This is a genomic window from Terrimonas sp., from assembly GCF_003075435.1.
Taxonomy (GTDB): Bacteria; Bacteroidota; Bacteroidia; order Chitinophagales; family Chitinophagaceae; genus Agriterribacter.
On sequence record NZ_QCZJ01000016.1, the window covers coordinates 100,197 to 121,761 of the forward strand.

18 protein-coding genes are annotated in these 21,565 nt (G+C 40.2%); 8 read left to right on the plus strand and 10 right to left on the minus strand.

Features of this window, described 5'->3' with window-relative positions:
- Window positions 1–4 precede the first annotated feature (4 nt).
- A complete protein-coding gene (gene dnaN / locus DC498_RS16965; RefSeq protein WP_116875373.1) occupies window positions 5–1,120 on the minus strand; it encodes a DNA polymerase III subunit beta in 1,116 nt (371 codons plus the stop codon).
- Between the two features lie 151 nt (window positions 1,121–1,271).
- On the opposite strand from dnaN, the gene DC498_RS16970 reads away from it, so the two are divergent.
- The 3 genes from DC498_RS16970 to DC498_RS16980 all read left to right on the plus strand — a co-directional run bounded on the left by DC498_RS16970 (window position 1,272) and on the right by DC498_RS16980 (window position 3,681).
- Entirely contained in the window at window positions 1,272–1,751 is a 480-nt protein-coding gene (locus DC498_RS16970) for a regulatory protein RecX (protein WP_116875374.1), read from the plus strand.
- A gap of 165 nt (window positions 1,752–1,916) precedes the next feature.
- Window positions 1,917–2,432 (plus strand): hypothetical protein, encoded by a 516-nt coding sequence (locus tag DC498_RS16975; protein WP_116875375.1) that lies wholly within the window; start codon window positions 1,917–1,919, stop codon window positions 2,430–2,432.
- Between the two features lie 10 nt (window positions 2,433–2,442).
- Window positions 2,443–3,681 carry a hypothetical protein gene (locus DC498_RS16980; protein WP_116875376.1) on the plus strand — a complete coding sequence of 413 codons (1,239 nt, stop codon included), beginning with the start codon at window positions 2,443–2,445 and terminating at the stop codon, window positions 3,679–3,681.
- 57 nt (window positions 3,682–3,738) lie between these two features.
- On the opposite strand, the gene DC498_RS16985 is transcribed toward DC498_RS16980, so the two are convergent.
- The 4 genes from DC498_RS16985 to DC498_RS17000 all read right to left on the minus strand — a co-directional run bounded on the left by DC498_RS16985 (window position 3,739) and on the right by DC498_RS17000 (window position 6,543).
- The gene (locus tag DC498_RS16985) at window positions 3,739–4,200 is read right to left on the minus strand and encodes a hypothetical protein (protein WP_116875377.1); all 462 of its coding nucleotides are present in this window, start codon (window positions 4,198–4,200) and stop codon (window positions 3,739–3,741) included.
- Window positions 4,201–4,228: 28 nt separating this feature from the next.
- Complete coding sequence (locus tag DC498_RS16990) at window positions 4,229–4,669, minus strand: hypothetical protein (protein ID WP_116875378.1); 441 nt, start codon at window positions 4,667–4,669, stop codon at window positions 4,229–4,231.
- Between the two features lie 149 nt (window positions 4,670–4,818).
- The gene (locus tag DC498_RS16995; RefSeq protein ID WP_116875379.1) at window positions 4,819–6,129 is read right to left on the minus strand and encodes a hypothetical protein; all 1,311 of its coding nucleotides are present in this window, start codon (window positions 6,127–6,129) and stop codon (window positions 4,819–4,821) included.
- Window positions 6,130–6,288: 159 nt separating this feature from the next.
- The gene (locus DC498_RS17000; protein WP_116875380.1) at window positions 6,289–6,543 is read right to left on the minus strand and encodes a hypothetical protein; all 255 of its coding nucleotides are present in this window, start codon (window positions 6,541–6,543) and stop codon (window positions 6,289–6,291) included.
- A 157-nt stretch (window positions 6,544–6,700) separates the two neighbouring features.
- Between DC498_RS17000 and DC498_RS17005 the strand changes: the two genes are divergently transcribed.
- Both DC498_RS17005 and DC498_RS17015 read left to right on the plus strand, forming a co-directional pair.
- Window positions 6,701–7,948, plus strand: coding sequence for a PQQ-dependent sugar dehydrogenase (locus DC498_RS17005; protein WP_116875381.1), 1,248 nt, complete (start codon window positions 6,701–6,703; stop codon window positions 7,946–7,948).
- Window positions 7,949–8,147: 199 nt separating this feature from the next.
- The gene (locus DC498_RS17015) at window positions 8,148–11,258 is read left to right on the plus strand and encodes a DUF5107 domain-containing protein (RefSeq protein WP_116875383.1); all 3,111 of its coding nucleotides are present in this window, start codon (window positions 8,148–8,150) and stop codon (window positions 11,256–11,258) included.
- Between the two features lie 56 nt (window positions 11,259–11,314).
- Here the strand turns inward: DC498_RS17015 and DC498_RS17020 are convergent, their stop codons facing one another.
- The 3 genes from DC498_RS17020 to rsfS form a co-directional block, all read right to left on the minus strand.
- Window positions 11,315–12,838: a M61 family metallopeptidase gene (locus tag DC498_RS17020; RefSeq protein ID WP_116875384.1), complete on the minus strand. Its 1,524-nt coding sequence runs from the start codon at window positions 12,836–12,838 to the stop codon at window positions 11,315–11,317.
- 119 nt (window positions 12,839–12,957) lie between these two features.
- Complete coding sequence (gene ftsH / locus DC498_RS17025) at window positions 12,958–15,030, minus strand: ATP-dependent zinc metalloprotease FtsH (protein WP_116875385.1); 2,073 nt, start codon at window positions 15,028–15,030, stop codon at window positions 12,958–12,960.
- Between the two features lie 80 nt (window positions 15,031–15,110).
- Window positions 15,111–15,512: a ribosome silencing factor gene (gene rsfS, locus DC498_RS17030; RefSeq protein ID WP_116875386.1), complete on the minus strand. Its 402-nt coding sequence runs from the start codon at window positions 15,510–15,512 to the stop codon at window positions 15,111–15,113.
- A 137-nt stretch (window positions 15,513–15,649) separates the two neighbouring features.
- Between rsfS and DC498_RS17035 the strand changes: the two genes are divergently transcribed.
- Window positions 15,650–16,387, plus strand: coding sequence for a biotin--[acetyl-CoA-carboxylase] ligase (locus tag DC498_RS17035; protein ID WP_116875387.1), 738 nt, complete (start codon window positions 15,650–15,652; stop codon window positions 16,385–16,387).
- A 157-nt stretch (window positions 16,388–16,544) separates the two neighbouring features.
- The gene (locus DC498_RS17040) at window positions 16,545–17,183 is read left to right on the plus strand and encodes an LON peptidase substrate-binding domain-containing protein (RefSeq protein WP_116875388.1); all 639 of its coding nucleotides are present in this window, start codon (window positions 16,545–16,547) and stop codon (window positions 17,181–17,183) included.
- Between the two features lie 119 nt (window positions 17,184–17,302).
- Here the strand turns inward: DC498_RS17040 and rho are convergent, their stop codons facing one another.
- Entirely contained in the window at window positions 17,303–18,949 is a 1,647-nt protein-coding gene (gene rho / locus DC498_RS17045; RefSeq protein ID WP_116875389.1) for a transcription termination factor Rho, read from the minus strand.
- Between the two features lie 284 nt (window positions 18,950–19,233).
- On the opposite strand from rho, the gene asnS reads away from it, so the two are divergent.
- A complete protein-coding gene (gene asnS / locus DC498_RS17050) occupies window positions 19,234–20,670 on the plus strand; it encodes an asparagine--tRNA ligase (RefSeq protein WP_116875390.1) in 1,437 nt (478 codons plus the stop codon).
- Here the strand turns inward: asnS and DC498_RS17055 are convergent.
- Window positions 20,667–21,512 carry a universal stress protein gene (locus DC498_RS17055; protein WP_116875391.1) on the minus strand — a complete coding sequence of 282 codons (846 nt, stop codon included), beginning with the start codon at window positions 21,510–21,512 and terminating at the stop codon, window positions 20,667–20,669. The two genes, asnS and DC498_RS17055, sit on opposite strands and share 4 nt — an antisense overlap.
- Window positions 21,513–21,565 lie beyond the last annotated feature (53 nt).

Genomic DNA, 21,565 nt, shown 5'->3' on the forward strand with positions numbered 1-21,565 from the left:
CTAACTATTGGTTCAGCATCAGCGGCATTGCCAGCATCAGTTGATCTTCGTTTTCATCTTTATCAACCGGCAGAAGAATGCCAGCTTTAGTAGGGGTGGAAAGCTCCATCACTACTTCAGCACTGTCTGTGGCATTTAATAATTCTATGAGGAATTTAGCATTAAATGCAATCTGGATATCTTCTCCTTCATAACGGCAATTCATACGCTCATTTCCTTCAAAGCTGAAATCCACATCCTGTGCGGCAAGTTGTAACTCAGCCCCGCTTATGGTAAGCGCTACCTGGTTGGTACTTTTATTACTGAATACGCTCACCCTTCTTAATGCGTTTTGAAAATCCGGGCGGCTAACCGTCATTTTATAAGGATTTTCGGTCGGTATAACCACTTTATAGTCGGGGAAACGGGCATCAATCAGCCTGCAGACCAGCTCCGTGGTTCCATGATCAACAAAAAGGTGATTGCTGTTGTAAGATATCTTTAATTCATCATCGTTGTCAGGCAGAGCTGATTTTAAAAGGTTCAGCGGCTTTTTGGGAACAATGAATGAATCTTTCTGTGGGCAGCTTACATCTGTTTTGCGATAGCGGACAAGGCGATGCGCATCAGTGGCTACAAAAGTGATCGATTTTTTGTCCAGTTCAAAAAATACGCCTGTCATGGCAGGACGCAGATCATCATTACTAACCGCGAAAAGTGTTTTATTGATGGCGGTAACCAGCGCAGAGGATGTCATGGTAAATGAAGTAGTATCCTTGGCGGCAGGTTCCTTAGGGAAATTATCAGGATTTTCGCCCATTACTTTATATTTACCATTATCGCTGGTAATTTCTACAGCAAAGTTTTTATCTATAGTGAAAGTAAGCGGCTGATCGGGCAGGTTTTTCAAAGTATCCATCAATATTTTTGCCGGGATACATATTTTACCGCTGTCGCGGGCTTCAATATCAATATGAATTTTCATTACGGTTTCAAGGTCAGTAGCTACAACCGTAAGCTTGTTTTTTTCAATTTCAAACAAAAAATCTTCCAGTATGGGCAAAACCGTATTTGAACTTATAACACCACTTATATGCTGCAGTTGCTTTAGTAAGGCTGACGAAGAAACAATAAACTTCATAGTTTCAATTAATATTTGAATTAGGCAAATATAGAATTAAGGGGGTAAATGTAACCTGAATTTTTGAAAGAATATCAACTACTAATCCACTACCTTGCTGTTACACTTCGGGCTTTTACCATAGGTAAAGTCTTCATATATACCGGTTTCTATGATGCAACGCAAACAACTTTCGCCGGAGCAGGCTTATGAAAAAGCAAAATATTACTGCGCCTACCAGGAGCGTAGTCACGGCGAAGCCAAAGAAAAGCTATATAGCTTCGGCATCCGCAAAGAGCAGGTAGAATTATTGCTTTCCCGCCTTATAGAAGAAGACTACCTGAACGAAGAACGTTTTGCCATCCAGTTTGCCGGGGGCAAATTCAGGATGAAGCAATGGGGTAAAAAGAAAATTGAGCAGGGTTTAAAAGAAAAGCAGGTTAGCAGTTATTGTATTAAAAAAGCCCTGGCGCAGATACGTGATACTGATTATAAAGATACCCTTGAAAAACTGGCAAGCCGCAAATGGGAAGAGCTGCGAAAAGAGCGTAATATTTTTATAAAAATGCGCAAACTGCAGGACTATTTGCTGCAAAAGGGCTATGAATACGAGTGGGTAAAGGAATTTATAAAAAAGATAAAAGACAGGTAACAAAATGCATAATTTTAGTTTTGTTTTACCTGCTTACTGATGCTCTGCAAACTATCCGCACTTTATTTAATGCCGGTTAACCAACAAAAAAACAATACCTGCCTTTACTGGAAATTATTGCCCGGAAGCCGAAAAGGGAATCAAGAGTAGGCTAAAACTGTATATATGCCAACGCCAAAAAAGAAAGCTGCAAAAAAGTTGAAAAAAGCAGCAGCGAAAAAAGCAGCAAAAAAAGCAACTCCTAAAAAAAATTCGCCTCCCCAAACAAGGTCAATATCAAGATCTGTTTCCAGGTCGGCAGGCGCCGCAATGGGAGAAAACACTACATTAGATACATTATATATTGTTGATGGATCAGATAATAATGTGTCACTTGCGGTGAAAGTGGGCGATAAAGGACAAACCAGTGATATGACCATCAAGCTGAATGATAAAGTGATCTCAGAAAAACACGCGGGTGATTTTGACACAATAATACTGGGTACGAATAAAATGCTTGACGGAAAGAAGTTAAGCATTGCTGCAACAATAGCCGACACTTCGCGTGAAACAAATCTTACCAGTTTGAAAATTCAGTTAACAGGAGGAATGGATCCGGTTGAATTTCCATTATCGAGAACTGTTGACAAAGAAGGTGCATCCGCAGACTATTTGTGTTTGATCGAATTTTTTAAACCCTAACATTACTGCAATGAAAAATATACTTTTCATCATAGCTATGATGACTTCAGGTTTTGCAATAGCTCAAAGCCAGGTAGACACTACTATAAAAGTTGACCTGCTTAATGCGCCTGCATCGCCGGCCTCTAATTTATTGGGGATAGCGCCAAGCGATATTGATAAGCCAACCGATGTATCTGCTTTTATGCTTTCGCTGCAATCGGCATCAAATTCATTTACAAAGCTGCCTTCAAATTATGCGATTGATATTGCCCCGTACTGGCTGTTCAAAAGCAGCAAAAAAGGCGACATTACCACCGAAGGCTTCAGGCGATCAGGAGGAAAAGACGTGCTGAAGCAAACGCTTGTTTTATCATTTGCCATCCGCAGCCCCGACACCACTCAAACGACAACCCTGAATGCAAAAAGTACATATGGCGGCTTTGGCTTTAAGTTTTCCATTTTACGGGGGGAGTACGACAACAGCACAAAGCAGGCTTTGGATAAAATAAAACAACTACAGGATAAGCGTCTCCGGCATCTTGATGATATGCTTACAGGTTATAAAGCCAATGTTGACCCTGTTGTGATGGAACTGCGGCAAAAAAGAAAAGATATGCTTGCCGGGAAAAGCGCTGATGAAATACGGGCGGTAATGGCCGGGGAAGAATATAACGCCATCAATAATGCGCTTAATAAAAAGCTGGCCGACTATTATGAGGCTGAAAAAGGTGAAAAAATAGCTGAGCTTGACAAAGAGATCCAGCAAATAGCCTCCGGGTTCCAGACATTCAGAGCAGGATTTACCTGGGACGTGGCAGGAGGTGTAAGCACTGAATTCAGGAACCAGAAATTTAACAATTCCAAAATATATAATGCCGGTATATGGACAACGATCGGTTATACCGATACAACATACGGAGCCGGCTTATTCATTCTGCGGCTGCTGCACAACCCCGACCAGGTTTTTGCAAAAGATAATATGGTAAATGACATTGGTAATATCACCACCTTTGATGCAGGCTTACGATACATATATGCAAAACCGCAATCAAAATTCAGCGCCAGTGTTGAGGCTGTTTACAGGAGTGTGCTTTCTTCAAATACTATTGATCCATCCTGGCGTATTGTTTTTAATGCAGACTATAAAATATTAGAGAATCAAAAGCTTACATTCTCCATCGGCAGGAATTTTGACGGTACGCTCACAAAAGATGGTAATCTTATTGCAGCGTTAACCTTTTTGAAAGGGTTTGGAAATAAGCGGTAAAAAAGGTGGAAGGTATAGGGTATATGGTATAGGGCAGGAAAGCGGCTACACAATCGTTCATTCTATTTCTTCAACGGTGTAATGCATTCCATTTATTTCGGTGCTGTCGTTTATTTTAAGTCCGAGTAATTTTTTACCTAAAGGAGATTGTGGAGAAAGCAAGACCACAGGTATATTGTCAACCATTGTTTTACCCAATGCTACGCTTACAAACAAATAACCTTTATTGGTTTTAACAAGGCTGCCACTACCGACAGCTACATGCTTTGATGAAATGTTGAGCGTTTCAATGGAAGCCTTCTGATCTAAAACTGTTTTTAACTGGCGGTTTATATTTTCCTGTTCTATCTGCAGCATTGCCAGCGCGGTTTCATGTTTATCGCCTGCTGTACTTTTTGTTTCATTGGCTGCGCTTTCTGTAAGCTCTTTTAATGCCTGTTGTAATGTTTGAATTTTTTCATTTAATAAATGAATACACAGTGAATAAGCTTGTTGTTTAAGAGATGGTGACGTCAACATGTGTCAGCTAAGCTAATTGAATTATTTTTCAATTAATTTTTTTAAATCTTTGATAGCAGCCCTCTATGCAAGGCAACGCAAACTCTACATACTTATCATATCTATGCAAAACATACCAGGAAAGGCTGTCGGTTCTTCCATTTGTATAAAGCTTTACCAATACTGTTTTATTGGCAGAATTATTTATTATTATGGTATCTGAGGTATAGCTTGAATATTTTTTAAGATAACTATGCCATTCATCTATAGTGTTGCAGTTAAAAATTCCATCTAACGAAAAACTAATATGAACATCGTTGCTATTAACCGGAGTCCAGGGGGTAAGCGTACCGTCTCCTATTCCGGAGCGGGTTTCAACCAATTTCCATTTGCCTACTAAAGAGAGACCAGGGATGGAACTGTCTGAATCTTTGTTTTTTTGGCATGAAAGAAGTACGCTTAAAGCTGCAAAGAGAACGACTTTTTCCATACGCTTTTTACATCATGATATTGCTTGCAAAGCAAATGTTGCATCAAAAAGTTTTATAGCCTCCAGATTATATAAATGTATTTTGTAATGGTTGCGCATACTACAATTGAACCAACCCGTTAATTCACCCAAAACCAGATATACCCATTTCACTCTTTCCAATATCTACCTGATCTTTCTAAAAGTTTTTCAATCTCTGTTAATCCGCCATTGTCTTTCTTATCCCAATATTTAGTATGTGTAGCCATTGGTATAAGACGTGTCCACCTGTTATTTGCCATTAGCTCAACGTCTTTTATGCCTTTACCAAATTCCGGGGATAATGCACCGCCAATCCAATCGTTTTTATAATAAATGTTTGTCCATTGGGTAATACCGAAAAGAGCAGCGTGATGTAATATTTTTACTGTTCTCGGTTTCCCTTTTGAAGATTTATAGTTTTTCTTAAAAACAAAGTGCTTGTCCTTATCATCTGGTTGAGGAGGAGAGGACGGAAATTCTCTTTGCTGTTTTTTCCGGGCAAAATCATCGAGTTTTTTATTCAGCAGCATGGGTGCATGTGTGAGCGGGGAGCCTAATGTAATAAACTGGTGTATCCGCCACTTACAGCCAAGCGACTGGTACTCATTAAAAACTGCGTTCTGGATGTTTTGATAATTATAGCTTGTATGGTCTGGGTTGGAGGAGGCCAACAGTAATTTATCCAGCTCCTCCTGCTTAAAATAACCTGGTATATTTTCAAAAGCTGTATGATACTCTGCAAAAAGACTGTTTAAAATATCATAGGCAACTATACTGCCAAGGCTATGACCTACAACAATAATCTTATGATAGCTTTTTGTTTTGCCATCTTCTTTTTTCGCTTCGTGCAGTTTCTTCAGTAGTTCTATGCCCTTTTTACGAATTTTATCACGCACGGCAATATTACCGGGTGAGGGAATAGTATACTTAACAACATCCCCGATACTTGATTGCACCGAACCAATAATGGAGCCGGATAATAACGACCAGACAAATCTTATTAAAACAGCTACGGAAAACCCATATACCGATACTGCCAGCAACCCTTGTATTTCATCCTTAAACAACCAGAAAACGCCCCCTGCAATTGCAGCTACCAGCAGTATAATACTGAGCAGCAATAAATATACCTTGTAAATATGCTTTTTAAAGCTTGCTGAGCGTTTTTTTACGAAGAGAAGCTTAAGGCTCCAGAGAAGGGTTTCTCCCAGTTTCGGTTCTTCCATTTCATGGGCCCAGTAATACTCGAAGTAATCCATCTTTTCTTCCCGGAAACTAAGGCGTCGCAACTCAAGGTCATCCGTTATGCGGTTAGGACTGCTGTATAAAGTTGCGTTTGGTTTTTGCAGCGCTTCTACAAATCCGCGAAGTGTGTCCATCGGGAACTGGTTGCCCATGCCATGCACTACTACAACGGCAATACGGTCTGATCTTGACATATCTTCTGGTTTAGTGATTAATAGAGATCAGGTATCAAGAAGTGCGGAGGGAACAGGAATAGCAGTCCCTCCGAATATCAACTTCCAGCGGGCTGTACAAATGTTGTTAACCGGACTTGTTTCCTTGCGCCTTCATATATTATACAGCTAAAAAACCATTCATTCAAAAGGCTCCTCCGGCAGTTTATTCAAATTTTCAATAAATCTCTTTTTATTGAACGGCCGCTGGTATTTCATTATATCAAATATTTCAACAGCCTCGCACTGACCAATATAAATACGTGTATCCTCTTCTGTTATACCACTTTTTAATAACCGGTCATATGTTTGCTTCGTTTCTGGCGGATCATTATTCTTTAACTGGTTCTCTACTATTTGAAGAATTTGTTCTTTTGCAACATGATTAGTATCCATAATCAAAAGTTACAACACTAATGCAGATTTTTCAAAAATTGCTTAATGGTTTTACCCGCTAGTTAATGCCCACAGGCATTTATCACAGATTTACATACTTCAAAACAGCCCCTTCCTCAATTTTCCCTACATTTACGCCTCAAAAATCAACAAGCACATGAAAAAATTCTTTTACCTGTCTGCTGTTGCTTTAGCAGTATTCAGCATTGGATGCAACAATAATGCTTCGGGTGGCGGTACCGCAGATACTCCCGCTGCTGCAACTGATACAACCAGCTTGCCTCCGCTGGAAACAAATCCTCCCAATTCAGATTACAAACCTGCTTTTGCCGGACAAACAAGAATCGGTGCTGTGACAACCACCACGCCTTACCAGGTTGATCAACTGGCTAAAGACCTCGGTAAACCCTGGGCTGTAATTCTTCTGCCGGATGACAGGTTTTTAATTACTGAAAAAACCGGCTTCATGCAGGTTCGCAATACAGACGGCAGCCTCGCAAAAAAGATTGAAGGACTTCCTAAAGTAGATAGTGATGGACAGGGCGGTTTGCTTGATGTAGCGCTTGATCCTGATTATGCTACCAACAGTATTATTTACTGGTCATATGCAGAACCATATAAAAAAGGAAATTTAACCGCTGTAGCAAAAGGCAAATTGAATATTGAAGCAGGAAAGATTGAAAACCCAACGGTTATTTTCCGCGCTACTCCGGAATTAGATAACAGCAAGCTGCATTATGGTTCAAGATTAATTTTTGACAAAGACGGTAATCTTTTTGTAAGCGCAGGTGAGCGTTCTGTGCTTAACGGCAGAGCACAAGCGCAATTATTAAATGCCGGCTTAGGCAAGGTTTTTAAAATCACCAAAGATGGTAAACCGGCTCCGGGCAATCCTTTTATTGGCCAAAACGATGCAATGCCTGAAATATTCAGCTACGGCCATCGCAACCCGCAGGGATTAGATATTAATCCAGTTACCGGCGATTTGTGGGAAGCTGAATTTGGACCACGCGGCGGAGATGAGGTTAACATTGTTAAACCTGGTAAAAACTATGGCTGGCCTGTTATTACCTATGGCATTGAATATAATGGAAAAAAAATCGGTGATTCTATTCAGCAGAAAGAAGGCATGGAACAACCGGTTTATTATTTCGATCCTGTAATGTCGCCAAGCGGTATGAGCTTTTATAAAGGCAATACCATTCCTGAGTGGGAAAACAATCTGTTTATCGGTGGATTGAGCAGCATGCATATTACCCGCCTGGTTATTAAAGATAATAAAGTAGTGGGTGAAGAGTGGTTGCTGTCTGACAAGAAAGAGCGTTTCCGCGATATAGCATACAGCAATGGAATGCTGTTTGCTGTAACCGACAACGGAAGTTTGTATAAGATCAGCAAGAAATAAAATATACTTCCCCTTTTTTAAACCTATAAGGCATAGCGGTGAAAACCATAAGCCTTATAGGTTTTTTATTTGCAACGTTTTGCCCGTATAGCTTACCTTCCTCATTATCTCTTTTCACACAATCGTTTGCAGCAAAAACATCCAATGTTTTCTGATATATTTGAGTATATCCCTTCAATACAAAATAAATATACTGTTGATGCGCTGCTTAAATCTGATAATAGCAATTACATTTTCTGCTTCTGTTCTCGGCCAGTCAAATGCAACATTCAGCGAATACAAAAAAACATTTATTACCTACCCGTTTGCTGATCCCAATCCGATAGCGTTGTCAAACAATGTATATCCTTATTTCAGGTTTGATGGTTTTACAGACAGGCCGGTAGATAAAGAATGGAAAGTGGTGGAACTGCAGAATGATTATATCTCTTTAATAATTTTACCGGAAGTTGGCGGCAAAATATGGGCTGCTACCGTTAAGAAAACAGGTAAGCCTTTCATATATTATAATCATGTGGTGAAGTTCAGGGATATTGGTATGCGTGGTCCCTGGACAAGCGGCGGACTTGAAGCCAACTATGGCATTATTGGCCATACGCCCAATTGTTCTACACCGGTTGATTATATTGTCCGTCAAAACGAAGATGAAAGCGTAAGCTGTATTATCGGCGTGCTTGACCTGCTTACCCGCAGCAACTGGCGCATTGAAATAAATCTTCCAAAAGATAAAGCCTACTTTACTACACAATCCTTCTGGTATAACAACAGTTCTTTTACCCAACCGTATTATCACTGGATGAATTTGGGGATGCCTGCAAAAGGCAATCTCGAGTTTGTTTTCCCCGGTACACATTATATTGGTCATGGTGGTGAATACAGTGATTGGCCGGTAAACAAAAGCAACGGCAAAAAGATCAATTTTTATGAAGAGAATGATTTCGGCGGACCAAAATCATATCATGTTTTTGGAAAGCTTACCAATTTCTTCGGCGCATATTATCACCAAACCAATGATGGTATGGTGCGCTATGGAAACTATGATGATAAAGCCGGAAAAAAAATATGGATATGGGGCTTATCGCGACAGGGAATGATATGGGAAAAAATGCTGACAGATACAGATGGGCAATATGTTGAAATACAATCAGGCCGTTTGTTCAATCAAAACGCGTCTCAAAGTTCTTTTACTCCTTTTAAGCATATTGGTTTTGAGCCTTATGCTTCTGATAACTGGAAAGAGTATTGGTATCCCATACAAAATACCAATGGCATAGCAGAAGCCAATCCTTATGGTGCATTCAATATGAAATATGAAAACGGCTGGATCAGATTATATTTCTCTGCCGTACAAACTATTAACGACACCCTTGTAGTTAAACACAACGGAACAAATATTTACAGCAGGAAAATAAGCTTGTCTCCTTTACAAACTTTTTCAGACTCTATTAAGGCTGATGTAAATGCAGACGCATTAATAGCAACGCTCGGAAAAAATAAGCTCGTATACAACAGCGATCCGCAGCATAATGTAATCAGCAGGCCCCTGGTCTCAAATGATGCCTTCGATTGGAACACTGCTTATGGTTTATATGTGCAGGGCAAAGAATTGTTTGATCAGAAACTATACGCCGAAGCTGAAGAAAAACTAAAGGCAAGTCTTGAAAAGGATGCGTTGTTTACTCCTTCGCTATTGCAGTTATCCATCCTGCAATACAGGAACCTGCAGTATGACCAGGCTTTGCAAAACATTAAACAATGTTTAGCATTTGATACGCATAATGGAGAATCCAATTACTATTATGGGCTGATCAACCTGGCGCTTGGCAATGAAACAGATGCTCTTGAAGGATTCAGTATTGCTGCTTTATCTTCCGCATTTAAAAGCCCGGCATTTACGGAGTTAGCCAAATTATATTGTAAAAAAGCAATGTATAAAGAGGCGATAGCTTATGCTGATAAAGCTGTGCTTCAAAATGCAACTAATGTAAATGCTTACCTGGTCAAAGCTGTTGCAAACAGAAAATACGGAAATACGGCAGAGGCGGAAACTACACTTCAAACTGTTTTAAAGATTGATCCCATCAATCATTTTGTTCGTTATGAACAATATCTTTTACATCCCGATAGCAGCTCCGACAAAAACTTCTATTCGTTAATAAGAAATGAGCTTCCGGGAGAAACCTATACAGAGATGGCGATATGGTATTATAATACAGGCGGTACAGAAGAGGCAAAAGATCTTTTTAAAAGAATGGAACCTAATCCTGAATCAACTGCCTGGTTAGCCTTCTTAGATAATCAGCCTGCTAATCTTACAAATGTTTCTGCTATTCTCGCTTTTCCTTTTCGCGCAGAAACAGCAACGGTGTTTGAGCATCTTTTACAAAAGCAAACAGACTGGATGCTGAAATATCAACTGGCGCTCATTTACCGGGATCGTAACCGGGTGACGGAGTGCAAAGAGGTATTAATGTCCTGTAAAAACGATCCGCCATTTGCGCCCTTTTATGTGGTTAGGGCACAAGTAATGCAGGATGATACAACGCAGGTGCTTGCCGACTTAATAAAAGCTGCACAAACAGATGCCGCGGGATGGCGCTACCAGAAATTACTCGCGGAATATTATATGGGTCATGATCAACCGCAAAAAGCGCTTGCAATAGCAACCGCTTTTCATAAACAGCATCCTGATAATCTTATTATGGGAATGTTGTATGCCAAAACACTGTTGCTGAACAAGCAATACGCCGAAACAGATAAGTTGCTCACTCACCTGCAAATCATTCCTTTTGAAGGCGCTACCGAAGGAAAGATGCTATACCGTGAAGCAAAACTGATGCAGGCCGTAGCCGCACTGCAACAAAAGAAATTTTCGGTTGCAAAAAAATTTATTGAACAGGGAAAGCGATGGCCGGAAAATCTTGGTGTAGGCAAACCTTATGATGACAATATTGATACCAGGCTCGAAGACTGGATGCTCTATTTAACGGAAAAAAATAAAACAGGAAATAACGCGAAAGCATTACTCGATAAGATAATCAGCTTTAAGCCGGCAACAGAAAACACCATCAGCAATTTCCTTCCATCCAATGCATTAATAACGGCCCTGGCTATATCAAAGGCTAACGGTAAAGATCAGGCGATGCAGTGGTTGGAGCAGCAGGCAACAGCTTTTGCGGCACATAAAGAAGTTTTTGAATGGAGCAGGAATGTGCTGAACGGCGATAACAAATCAAGTATTACAGAAAACATAAAAGATAGCAACCAGAATATATTAACCGCCATGCTGAGATCCGGTGTATTATTGTAATATAAAGACCCATATTCTACTAATGCCACAGACATACCACAAAAGAGCAAAGCCGGTTAATTACCGGCCCAGCTATTATAGATATCTTGTTGTAATTTACCGGCATCCGGAATTTTTACAAACTTCAGCTGTCGTTTATTGTTCATATGCTGCTCTTCAACTTTTAGTCCTGCATAAGCAAGATATTTATTATAATCCAGGTCCTCTGCCGTATATATGTATCTGAAAAAATCTTCCAGCGATTTGCCAGCAATTGTTTCGCATACATACCTGAACTCTGCATCGGTAAATCCACGTTGCTTTTCTTTGTAATAAACATTATAGAGCCTGCGCATCACATCATCCAGGGAGTGTTTATTGCTTGTTGCATTACGAATTTCAAAATCGAGCAGTAAACCAACCAGCGGACCTTTCTCATAATACGAAATGGATCGGTCTTCAGCTCCCGGCTTTTTGCCAAAAGGCCCTTCTTCCCAGGTTTGATAGCTGGATTCTATCAGCGACTGGTATTCCCTTCCCGGATCATTTTCAAAACTATTGATGTTTCCTTCAAAGTAATTCAGCAACTGATTATCATCTGCAAGCCCGGCTCTTTTTACAATAAGATATTCATAATAAACGGTCAGCCCTTCACTTATCCAAAGCTGCGTAGTGCGGTTGCCGTTTGCATAATCAAAGGGGCCAAGTTCAACAGGGCGAATCCGTTTTACATTATAGTGGTGAAAATATTCGTGTGCAAGAAATGCATACATGCGGAGTTGCCCATCCCTGGTGCTGAGCGATGCGCCATCAAAACCAAAGGTTGTATTGTTGAGATGCTCTATTCCGCCGGGACCAGGGCCAACAGGAATAAAAGTATATTCTTCATATGGTATTTCACCAATAATATCTGAAGCCACCATCACAATCTTCTGCAGGTTTTCAGCAAAAAGAGCCTCGTCGAAGTTTCCTGTTTTATACCCGATAAACCGGTGGTTTATGCCACGCACTTTAAAATCACGAATACCTTCGAGATTGCCCATCAAAATTGGGCAATCGTATAATATATCAAAATCATCAGCCTTAAACACACCATTCTTTATTTTCTTAAGCCCGGTTGCTACCTGCCAGTTATGGGGAATATTTATTTTAACAACAGGAGCAACAGCTGGTTTGCCTTCTATATACATAAAACTATTACCGGGAATAAGGTATGCCCGCTCTTCATCTACATAACTGTTGGCGACAAATTCCCTGCTTGTTACTATATCATATTCAGCAATAATTGTTTTAGCGCCTGTTGTATTTATTTTCCAGGAAAGTTTATCATTCTTTGTAACACGGAGATTTTTATTGTTCGTTGTTCCCGCTACAAAGTTTTTTACATTACCGGCATAATTCATCAATTGATAATAACCCGGCATCCAGTTGGGTAACACTAATACCAGGCTGTCTGTTTTTAGTCCCGACACTTCCATACTAACCCGGTAGGTATGCTCTTTTAAGGCGGGAAAAGAAAGAGTATAGTTTACCGAAAGCTGGGCGGTAGTATTAAACCATATTAAGAGGAGAAATATTATTACAAAAAGATTTCTCTTCATGCTTTTCGAATTTTTGATGAAGATAATGCATTAACCAGGGCGTTTCTTTACCAGGCATATACAAAAGAAAAAGCCCCGGAAATTTCCGGGGTTTTATTATTTCTGTTCTTACTTCATTTTTATGGAGTTGGTATTATTTCCGCAGGCGGAACTCCAGCACTGATGCCTCCGTCATGATGATCTTCACCTGGCTTATTATGTACTACATCCGCGGGCTTCTTTTCTTCAAATGGTCTTTTACCAATCAAATGCTCAAGATCACTCTGGAATAAAACTTCTTTTTTCAGCAACTCTTTTGCCAGTATTTCAACCTGCTGCTTTTTCTCTGTCAAAAGGTTTTTCGTTCTCACATATGCCTCATCAATAAGTTTTCTAACTTCTTCATCAATTAGCTTTCCTGTTTCTTCACTATATGGCTTGGTAAAATAATTATCCTGCTGCGGATCGTAGTAGCTGATATTACCTATCTTATCATTCATGCCATACACTGTTATCATTGAATAGGCAATTTTAGTGATCTGCTGCAGGTCATTGCTTGCACCTGTAGAAATCTTTCCGAAGAAAATTTCTTCACTGGCCCTTCCGCCGAGTGTCATACATATCTGATCCTTTAACTGATCAGTATTATATAAGTATTGCTCTTTCGGTGTATACTGTGCATATCCTAATGCTGCTGTGCCGCGCGGCACAATCGTTACTTTCAATAAGGGATATGCATGTTCCAAAAACCATCCGCATATTGCGTGGCCGGCTTCGTGATACGCGATGATCTCTTTTTCATCCGGGGAAATGATTTTATTCTTCTTTTCCAAACCACCAATCACGCGGTCAATCGCATCCTGGAAGTCATCCATCTCTACTTCTGTTTTGCCTTTACGCGCTGCAATCAATGCCGCTTCATTACAAACATTGGCGATATCCGCTCCGGCGAAACCAGGCGTTTGTTCTGCCAGTTTATATACATCAAGCTTAGCGGATGTTTTTATCGGTTTAAGATGCACATTGAATATTTCTTCTCTTCCTTTCACATCAGGTTTGTCAATAGTGATCTGGCGGTCAAAACGACCTGGACGCAACAGCGCACTATCCAAAACATCCGGGCGGTTGGTTGCGGCAAGAATAATAATACCGCTATCTGTTCCAAATCCATCCATTTCTACCAGCAACTGGTTAAGTGTATTCTCTCTTTCATCATTGCTCATCATCACATTCTTGCCCCTTGCCCTGCCGATCGCGTCAATTTCATCTATAAATATTATACAAGGCGCTTTTTCTCTTGCCTGCTTAAACAGGTCTCTTACACGACTGGCACCCACACCCACAAATAATTCAACAAAGTCGGAACCACTCATGCTGAAGAACGGTACCTGCGCTTCACCTGCCATAGCTTTAGCAAGCAGGGTTTTACCTGTGCCGGGAGAACCTACCAGCAGCGCGCCTTTCGGAATTTTACCTCCCAGCGCAGTATATTTTTTGGGGTTCTTTAAAAAGTCAACGATCTCCATCACCTCCTGCTTTGCTTCCTCTAATCCTGCTACATCTGCAAACGTAATGTTCACTTTGGTTCCTTTTTCAAAAAGGGTTGCCTTTGATTTTCCAATACTGAAAATCCCGCCGGGACCACCACCACCACCTGGACCTCCAACTTTGCGTATCATTAATACAAACAATAGCGCAAACATTAATAAAGGAAATATATAGTTCAGCAGAGAGCCAAACCATTCAGGGTCGCTGACGATATTTACAGGAACTTCCTTTACACCGGGATGTTCTTTGTAAAACTCTGCAAGCGTTGTTCCCTGGTAGGTTTTAGCATCAGGCACTTCAAACTGAAAATGAGGCCCGTCTGTTTTTGCTACAATTGCCCACCTGTCGCCAAGCGCTTCCTGGTAAATTTTTTTATTTAAGCTGTCTTTGTTTACAAAAACCCTAACCACATCCTTATTACGTACCAACTCCAGCTTTTGAATGTCATTGCTTGCAAGCATTTCATTCCTGAACTTTAAATCGGTAATTACTGTTGCTGTAGGAGAAACGCCTTTGTATAACTGAACTATCACCAATGTAAGCGCAACTATTCCATATACCCAGTATATACTGAAACGGGGCCCTTTTTTCTGTGACTTGTCATCACCCCCTTCGCCTCTCTTATTAAACCCGGGTATCTTACTCTGATTATTATCTTGTGCCATAAATATCTTAGCGTATTAAAAAAATTAATAGTTAAAACAGATTCTTCTGATTATTATTTTATGCTGTTAAGTAAAAAACATTAAGACTCATGCTCAACCTGCTCCCCGTCATTCCACATTTCTTCCAGCTTATAAAACTTACGGGTTTCCGGTTGAAAAATATGAACAACAATGTTTACATAGTCAATCAATACCCATTGTAAGGCCTGGTAGCCTTCATGCCGGTACGGGCTTTCGACGCATTTTTCTTTCACTTCATCCTGTATGGCATCCGCTATTGCTTTTATCTGTACATTGCTCGATGCTTCACAAACAATAAAAAAATCCGCAACAGCTTCATCCACCTTCCGGAGATCAAGTGAAATAATATTTTCACCTTTCTTATTACGTATTGCGTTTATGATCGTTTTAAAAAGCTTGCTGTTCCTCGTTAATCTTGCTGAACGTTTGGGGCGTTCACTTAGCACTTGTAATGATGTCAATAGAAAGAATTTTTAGATTTACCCTGCTTTTACGGGGTTGATTTTTTGTTTTTGTTTATTGCATCTTTTCCGGATGCATATTTATTTGCTTATTATCTAACTTGCTCAAAAATAGTAATTAATTCCCGTAATTCCCCATGCATTCATTTGGACGGTTTTTAAGCATTTTAGATAGTGTGGATAGCACCAACAACTATGCCATGCAAAAAGTACATGCCCGTTTGGCAAAACATGGTGATGCCTGGCTTGCACTGCAGCAAACACAGGGAAAAGGGCAGCGCAGTAAACATTGGATAACAGAACCGGGACAAAACATAACCATAAGCTTTGTTACAGAGCCGGATTTTCTGCGCCCCGATAATTCTTTTCATCTTATTGCTGCAGTGGCATTAGGAATTTATGATTTTTTTAAACATTATGCCGGGGCAGAAACCCGGATAAAATGGCCTAATGATATCTATTGGCGTGACAGAAAGACAGTTGGCATATTGATTGAAAATGTAATAAGAGACAAAAAATGGCTATATGCTGTAATTGGAGTTGGAATAAACATTAATCAAACAGATTTTGGCGCATTTAATGCAACATCGCTTTTGTGTATTACCGGTAAAAAATATGATGTTACTACACTTGCTAAAGAGCTTTGTGGCTTTCTGGATAAAAGATATGAACTGCTGAAATCTTCTGCGGAAGCTATTTTGCTTGATTATCAAAACGCTTTATATAAGCTCAATGAAAAAGTAATTTTTAAAAAAGAAAATATAACCTTTGAAGCTGAAGTGCTCGGCATTACAAATGATGGTTCATTAATTGTGAATGCAGGAGAGAAGATGCTGTTGACCTGGGGTTCTGTGGAATGGGTAATAGAAAAGTGATAAGTAGTAAGTAACAGGAAGTAAGTAGGCTTCCTGCAACCGGGAACTGGTAACTGCCATCCAGGCCACAGCTGTTAAACAAAAAGCCTGGGCATCTCACGTTTTTAGTCTGACTTTTCACGATAATTACTCCGGCGAATATTTAAACATTTTACCGATGACGAATTTTATTCCTGTTTTTCCTTTGGCAATTGTTGTTTTCCCGGGAGAGGATTTAAACCTTCACATTTTTGAACCAAGATATAAACAGCTGATAACAGAATGTTTTATGGAAGGAAAGCCTTTTGGTATTCCGGCGGTAATCAATAATAAAGTAAGTGAATGGGGAACCTCAGTAAAAATAGAAGAGATCGTAAAAACCTATGATAATGGTGAAATGGATATCCGCACTAAGGGAATGCAGGTATTCCGCACCCTGGAGATCATAAAAACCATTCCGGATAAACTGTATAGCGGCGCTATAGTTAATTATCCTCCCAATAGTCCCACCGGAAGTAAAGACCTGATGAAAAAAGTGCTGAGCGGAATGAAGGAGATGCACAGGATCTTAAATATCTCCAAATCCTATAAAAAGCCCGAAGAAGAACTATCGGCTTATGATATTGCCCATCATTGCGGACTTTCTGTTGAAGAAGAATACGAATTGCTAACCCTGCTGCTTGAATTGCAACGGCAGGAATACCTGAAGCGGCATCTTGCCAAAGTATTGCCTGTATTAAATGAAACAGAAGCGTTGAAGGACAAAATCAAATTGAACGGGCACTTCAAAAACCTGAGTTCTTTTGATATTGACTAAGCCACTTCCAATTTGTAGCCAATAGGGTTGTAAATTCAGATTTTCGTGCTCTTTGTGAACTCTTTGTGTTTTTTGTGATAAAAAACTAACCACAAAAAACACAAAGGACATAAAAGTATTTAACTATTCATGCTTGCCAAAAACTCCTGGTTATCTTTTGTGCCACGCATGCGTTTCAGCAATTCATTCATTGCTTCTTCAGCATTCATATCAGCAAGATAATTGCGGAGCAAATGCATTCTTTTCAATACATCCCTGTCTAACAACAGGTCTTCGCGACGGGTAGATGAAGCAACAAGGTCTATTGCCGGGAAGATACGCCTGTTGGCCAATCTTCTGTCTAACTGCAATTCCATGTTACCGGTTCCTTTAAATTCTTCAAAAATCACTTCATCCATTTTTGAACCGGTATCAATTAATGCGGTTGCCAGTATAGTAAGAGAGCCGCCATTTTCTATTTTCCTGGCCGCACCGAAAAACTGTTTTGGTTTTTGCATCGCGTTTGCTTCCACGCCACCAGACAATACTTTACCTGATGCAGGGGCAACTGTGTTATGCGCTCTTGCCAAACGGGTAATAGAATCCAGCAGGATCACTACATCATGGCCACACTCTACAAGGCGTTTTGCTTTCTGCAATGCTATAGTAGAAACTTTTACGTGTTTTTCTGCCGGTTCATCAAAAGTAGAAGCAATTACTTCCGCTTTTACACTTCTTTCCATATCCGTTACCTCTTCAGGTCTTTCATCCACCAGCACAATCATCAGGTAACATTCAGGATGATTTTCCGCGATAGCGTTCGCTATTTCTTTTAATAAAACGGTTTTACCTGTTTTGGGCTGTGCTACGATCAATCCGCGCTGGCCTTTACCAATCGGCGTAAACAGGTCAATCATGCGGGTGCTGTATGCAGATGGCTGCGTGAACAGGTTTAATTTTTCAAATGGGAAAAGAGGCGTGAGATAATCAAAAGGCACACGATCCCTCACTTCTTCCGGTGATTTACCATTGATCGCTTCCACTTTAAGAAGGGCAAAATATTTCTCGCCTTCTTTTGGCGGGCGAACAGACCCGGAAACAGTATCCCCGGTTTTTAACCCAAATAATTTTATCTGCGAAGGAGATACATAAATATCATCAGGAGAAGAAAGGTAATTATAGTCGCTGCTTCTTAAAAAGCCATACCCATCAGGCATCATTTCCAGCACACCTTCGCTCATTACCACGCCATCAAATTCAATATTGAAATTTTGCTCGCGGCGCTGAGGATAGCTTCTTCTTTCTGCCTGGGGCTCTTCTGCTACCGGAAGATCAACCGGCAATGCAGCTTCACTGATTTCTGCTTCAGGAACAGCTTCTTCCTCAATTACGGCATCTATATTTACCGGCGTTTCCGGCTCTTCTGCAGCTTCTTCTGCTTCAACAGACCTGGATTTTTTTATGACTTTTTTCTCAGGTTTCTTTTCTGCATCTGCGGCGGCCGCTTTTTTCCTTTTTGGAGCAGGTGCAGCAGGCGCTTTTTCGCTATCAGACTCAACAATAGCTTCTTCGGTGCTGTTAGCCGTGGTGGTTTTTACAAGCCTTCTGCGCTTACCTTTTTCTTCGGTTTTTGCAGCGCCGGCACTGTTTACAATAGCCTGCTTATCTAAAATTTTATAAATAAGCTCCTGCTTGTCTAATTTTTTTGCATTGGGAATGCTAAGTTGCTCAGCAACATCAAGCAGTTCAGGAACGAGCATATCGTTCAATTGCAAGATATCATACATAAATAATACACTATAGGTTTAACATCTCATCATCAAACACCATTACTACTTTTGAAATTTGAAAGAGAAAATGTTGAAATGAATTTTTGGTTGAATGAAAAGGCGCGGAATGATTAAACTGAAAAAATCCTGGAGCAAGGTTAGAACTGATCAGTTTGATTCCGCAGCAATGTTACATTAAATTTCTGGAAAGTAAAAAAAATTTTCCCTCTTATCTTTGCGCTCATTTATTTTTCAACTATAATAACGCCAGTAAAACAGGGTTTCTTATCTAAAATAATAATATGTTCAACAACCGGGTAAAAATAAAACAACTGCTCGCTCAGGAGCCTAAAGAACAGGAAGTTACAGTGATGGGATGGATTAAGAGTTTCAGGAATAACCAGTTTATCGCGCTTAACGATGGCTCAACAAACGCTAATATCCAGGTTGTGGCAGCATTGGGCAAATTTGAGGAATCGCTTTTAAAGCGCTTTACCATATCTGCGGCTTTAAAGGTTAAGGGCATTGTTGTTCCTTCTCAGGGAAAGGGGCAAAAGCTGGAGCTTAAGGCAACCGAAATAGAAGTTCTGGGCGACAGCGATGCTGAAAAATACCCATTGCAGCCCAAAAAGCACAGCATGGAGTTCCTGAGGGAAATTGCCCACCTGCGCTTCAGAACCAATACATTTGGCGCTGTTTTCCGCATACGGCACAGTCTTGCTTTTGCCGTACATAAGTTTTTTAATGAAAAAGGGTTTGTATACCTGCATACGCCAATTATAACCGCAAGCGACGCGGAAGGCGCAGGCGAAATGTTCCGGGTAACCACTTTACCATTTGATAATCCGCCCCGCAATGATAAAGGAGACACAGACTTTAAGGAAGATTTCTTCGGTAAATCAACAAATCTTACGGTAAGCGGACAGCTGGAGGGAGAACTGGGCGCAACGGCTCTTGGAGATATTTATACGTTCGGACCAACTTTCAGGGCTGAAAATTCCAATACTCCACGCCATCTTGCTGAATTCTGGATGATTGAGCCTGAAATGGCTTTTTACGATCTTGAAGATAACATGAATCTTGCCGAGGAGTTCATCAAATACCTTATTAAATATGTATTTGAGCACAACAGGGAAGACCTTGACTTTTTAGCGCAACGTCTTGCGGAAGAGGAAAAACAACTGCCCCAGGATAAACGCAGCGAGATGGGACTGATTGAGAAACTTGATTTTGTATTAAATAACAGCTTTGAAAGGATCACATATACTGAAGCGATAGAGATACTATTACAATCCAATCCTTATAAGAAAAAGAAATTTCAATACGAGGTAAAGTGGGGTATAGATATGCAGAGTGAGCACGAACGCTATCTTGTAGAAAAACATTTTAAAAAACCGGTTATTGTTACAAATTATCCTGCCGCTATAAAAGCTTTTTATATGCGCCAGAACGATGATGGCAAAACTGTTGCAGCCATGGATATTCTTGCACCGGGCATAGGAGAGATCGTTGGCGGCTCTCAGCGTGAAGAAAGATTAGACAGGCTTGAAGCACGCATGAAAGAAATGCATGTTCCGGCAGAAGAACTATACTGGTATCTTGATACACGGAGGTATGGTACTGTTCCTCATTCCGGCTTTGGGCTTGGCTTTGAAAGAATGGTGCAGTTTGTTACCGGCATGAGCAATATCAGGGATGTTATTCCTTTTCCACGTACGCCAAAGAACGCGGAGTTTTAATCTTCTTTTTCGTGAATAGATAAGATGGGTATTCTTGAATGAAATACCAGTTCGGAAGCATGACTTTTTTGAAACAGTCTTTCAAAAAGGTTATGCCTTCTTGGAACTACGATCAACAGATCCAGGTTATTACTTTCCGCAAATTCATTAATCCCTGTTTCAACATCTTCATTATTAATAAAGAAAAAACCGGTTTTTACTTCTTCTCCTAATAAAGATTGCAGCAATGCTGCTTGCGATTTTGTTTCTTCGCTGAAGCTATCTTTATTGTAATCTACGTTCAGTACGCCAAGTTCCGCACCAAAAGTTTTTGTCCATTCCTTAAGATATGCTACCGGTGTTGTTTCTTCTATTTTCTTAAGATCACTGGCAAATCCAATCTTTTTAATACCGTTGAATGTTGCGCCGGAGGGAACAACGACTATCGGCCATTTTAAATTTTTTATTGCAGACAGCGTAGAACTGCCCACCAAAAGCCGTTCAACCGCTCCTCCGCCTCTGTTTCCCATCACAATAGCAAAAGGCTTCACGATTTCACACAATTCTTCCAGTTCTTCGGTAAGTATTCCCATTCTTACATCCGTATCTATTTTTATTTTGTTGGAGGTAATATGCTGTAGTTGTTCTTTAAGCGTTTGTATCTTCTCTTTATTGATCTCTTCTATCTGGTTGATATCAATAACAGGCAGGGGAACATCCATATTGTTATTATAGGAAACTGGTAGCTGGTATACATGCAGCAGCAAAACAGCAGCATCCAGGGCAAGCGCCATATCAACGGCATAATTGGTTGCATTAAGCGCGGTTGGAGAAAAATCAGTTGGTATTATGATTGTTTTCATCTGCTTGTTTTTTTTAAAACTTTGATGCTAATTTCATACAAAATTCCTTTTCA

Coding starts and splice junctions, on each gene's coding strand:
- dnaN (WP_116875373.1), bottom strand. CDS start 1,120: ATGAAGTTTATTGTTTCTTCGTCAGCCTTACTAAAGCAACTGCAGCAT.
- DC498_RS16970 (WP_116875374.1), top strand. CDS start 1,272: ATGATGCAACGCAAACAACTTTCGCCGGAGCAGGCTTATGAAAAAGCA.
- DC498_RS16975 (WP_116875375.1), top strand. CDS start 1,917: ATGCCAACGCCAAAAAAGAAAGCTGCAAAAAAGTTGAAAAAAGCAGCA.
- DC498_RS16980 (WP_116875376.1), top strand. CDS start 2,443: ATGAAAAATATACTTTTCATCATAGCTATGATGACTTCAGGTTTTGCA.
- DC498_RS16985 (WP_116875377.1), bottom strand. CDS start 4,200: ATGTTGACGTCACCATCTCTTAAACAACAAGCTTATTCACTGTGTATT.
- DC498_RS16990 (WP_116875378.1), bottom strand. CDS start 4,669: ATGGAAAAAGTCGTTCTCTTTGCAGCTTTAAGCGTACTTCTTTCATGC.
- DC498_RS16995 (WP_116875379.1), bottom strand. CDS start 6,129: ATGTCAAGATCAGACCGTATTGCCGTTGTAGTAGTGCATGGCATGGGC.
- DC498_RS17000 (WP_116875380.1), bottom strand. CDS start 6,543: ATGGATACTAATCATGTTGCAAAAGAACAAATTCTTCAAATAGTAGAG.
- DC498_RS17005 (WP_116875381.1), top strand. CDS start 6,701: ATGAAAAAATTCTTTTACCTGTCTGCTGTTGCTTTAGCAGTATTCAGC.
- DC498_RS17015 (WP_116875383.1), top strand. CDS start 8,148: ATGCGCTGCTTAAATCTGATAATAGCAATTACATTTTCTGCTTCTGTT.
- DC498_RS17020 (WP_116875384.1), bottom strand. CDS start 12,838: ATGAAGAGAAATCTTTTTGTAATAATATTTCTCCTCTTAATATGGTTT.
- ftsH (WP_116875385.1), bottom strand. CDS start 15,030: ATGGCACAAGATAATAATCAGAGTAAGATACCCGGGTTTAATAAGAGA.
- DC498_RS17035 (WP_116875387.1), top strand. CDS start 15,650: ATGCATTCATTTGGACGGTTTTTAAGCATTTTAGATAGTGTGGATAGC.
- DC498_RS17040 (WP_116875388.1), top strand. CDS start 16,545: ATGACGAATTTTATTCCTGTTTTTCCTTTGGCAATTGTTGTTTTCCCG.
- rho (WP_116875389.1), bottom strand. CDS start 18,949: ATGTATGATATCTTGCAATTGAACGATATGCTCGTTCCTGAACTGCTT.
- asnS (WP_116875390.1), top strand. CDS start 19,234: ATGTTCAACAACCGGGTAAAAATAAAACAACTGCTCGCTCAGGAGCCT.
- DC498_RS17055 (WP_116875391.1), bottom strand. CDS start 21,512: ATGAAAACAATCATAATACCAACTGATTTTTCTCCAACCGCGCTTAAT.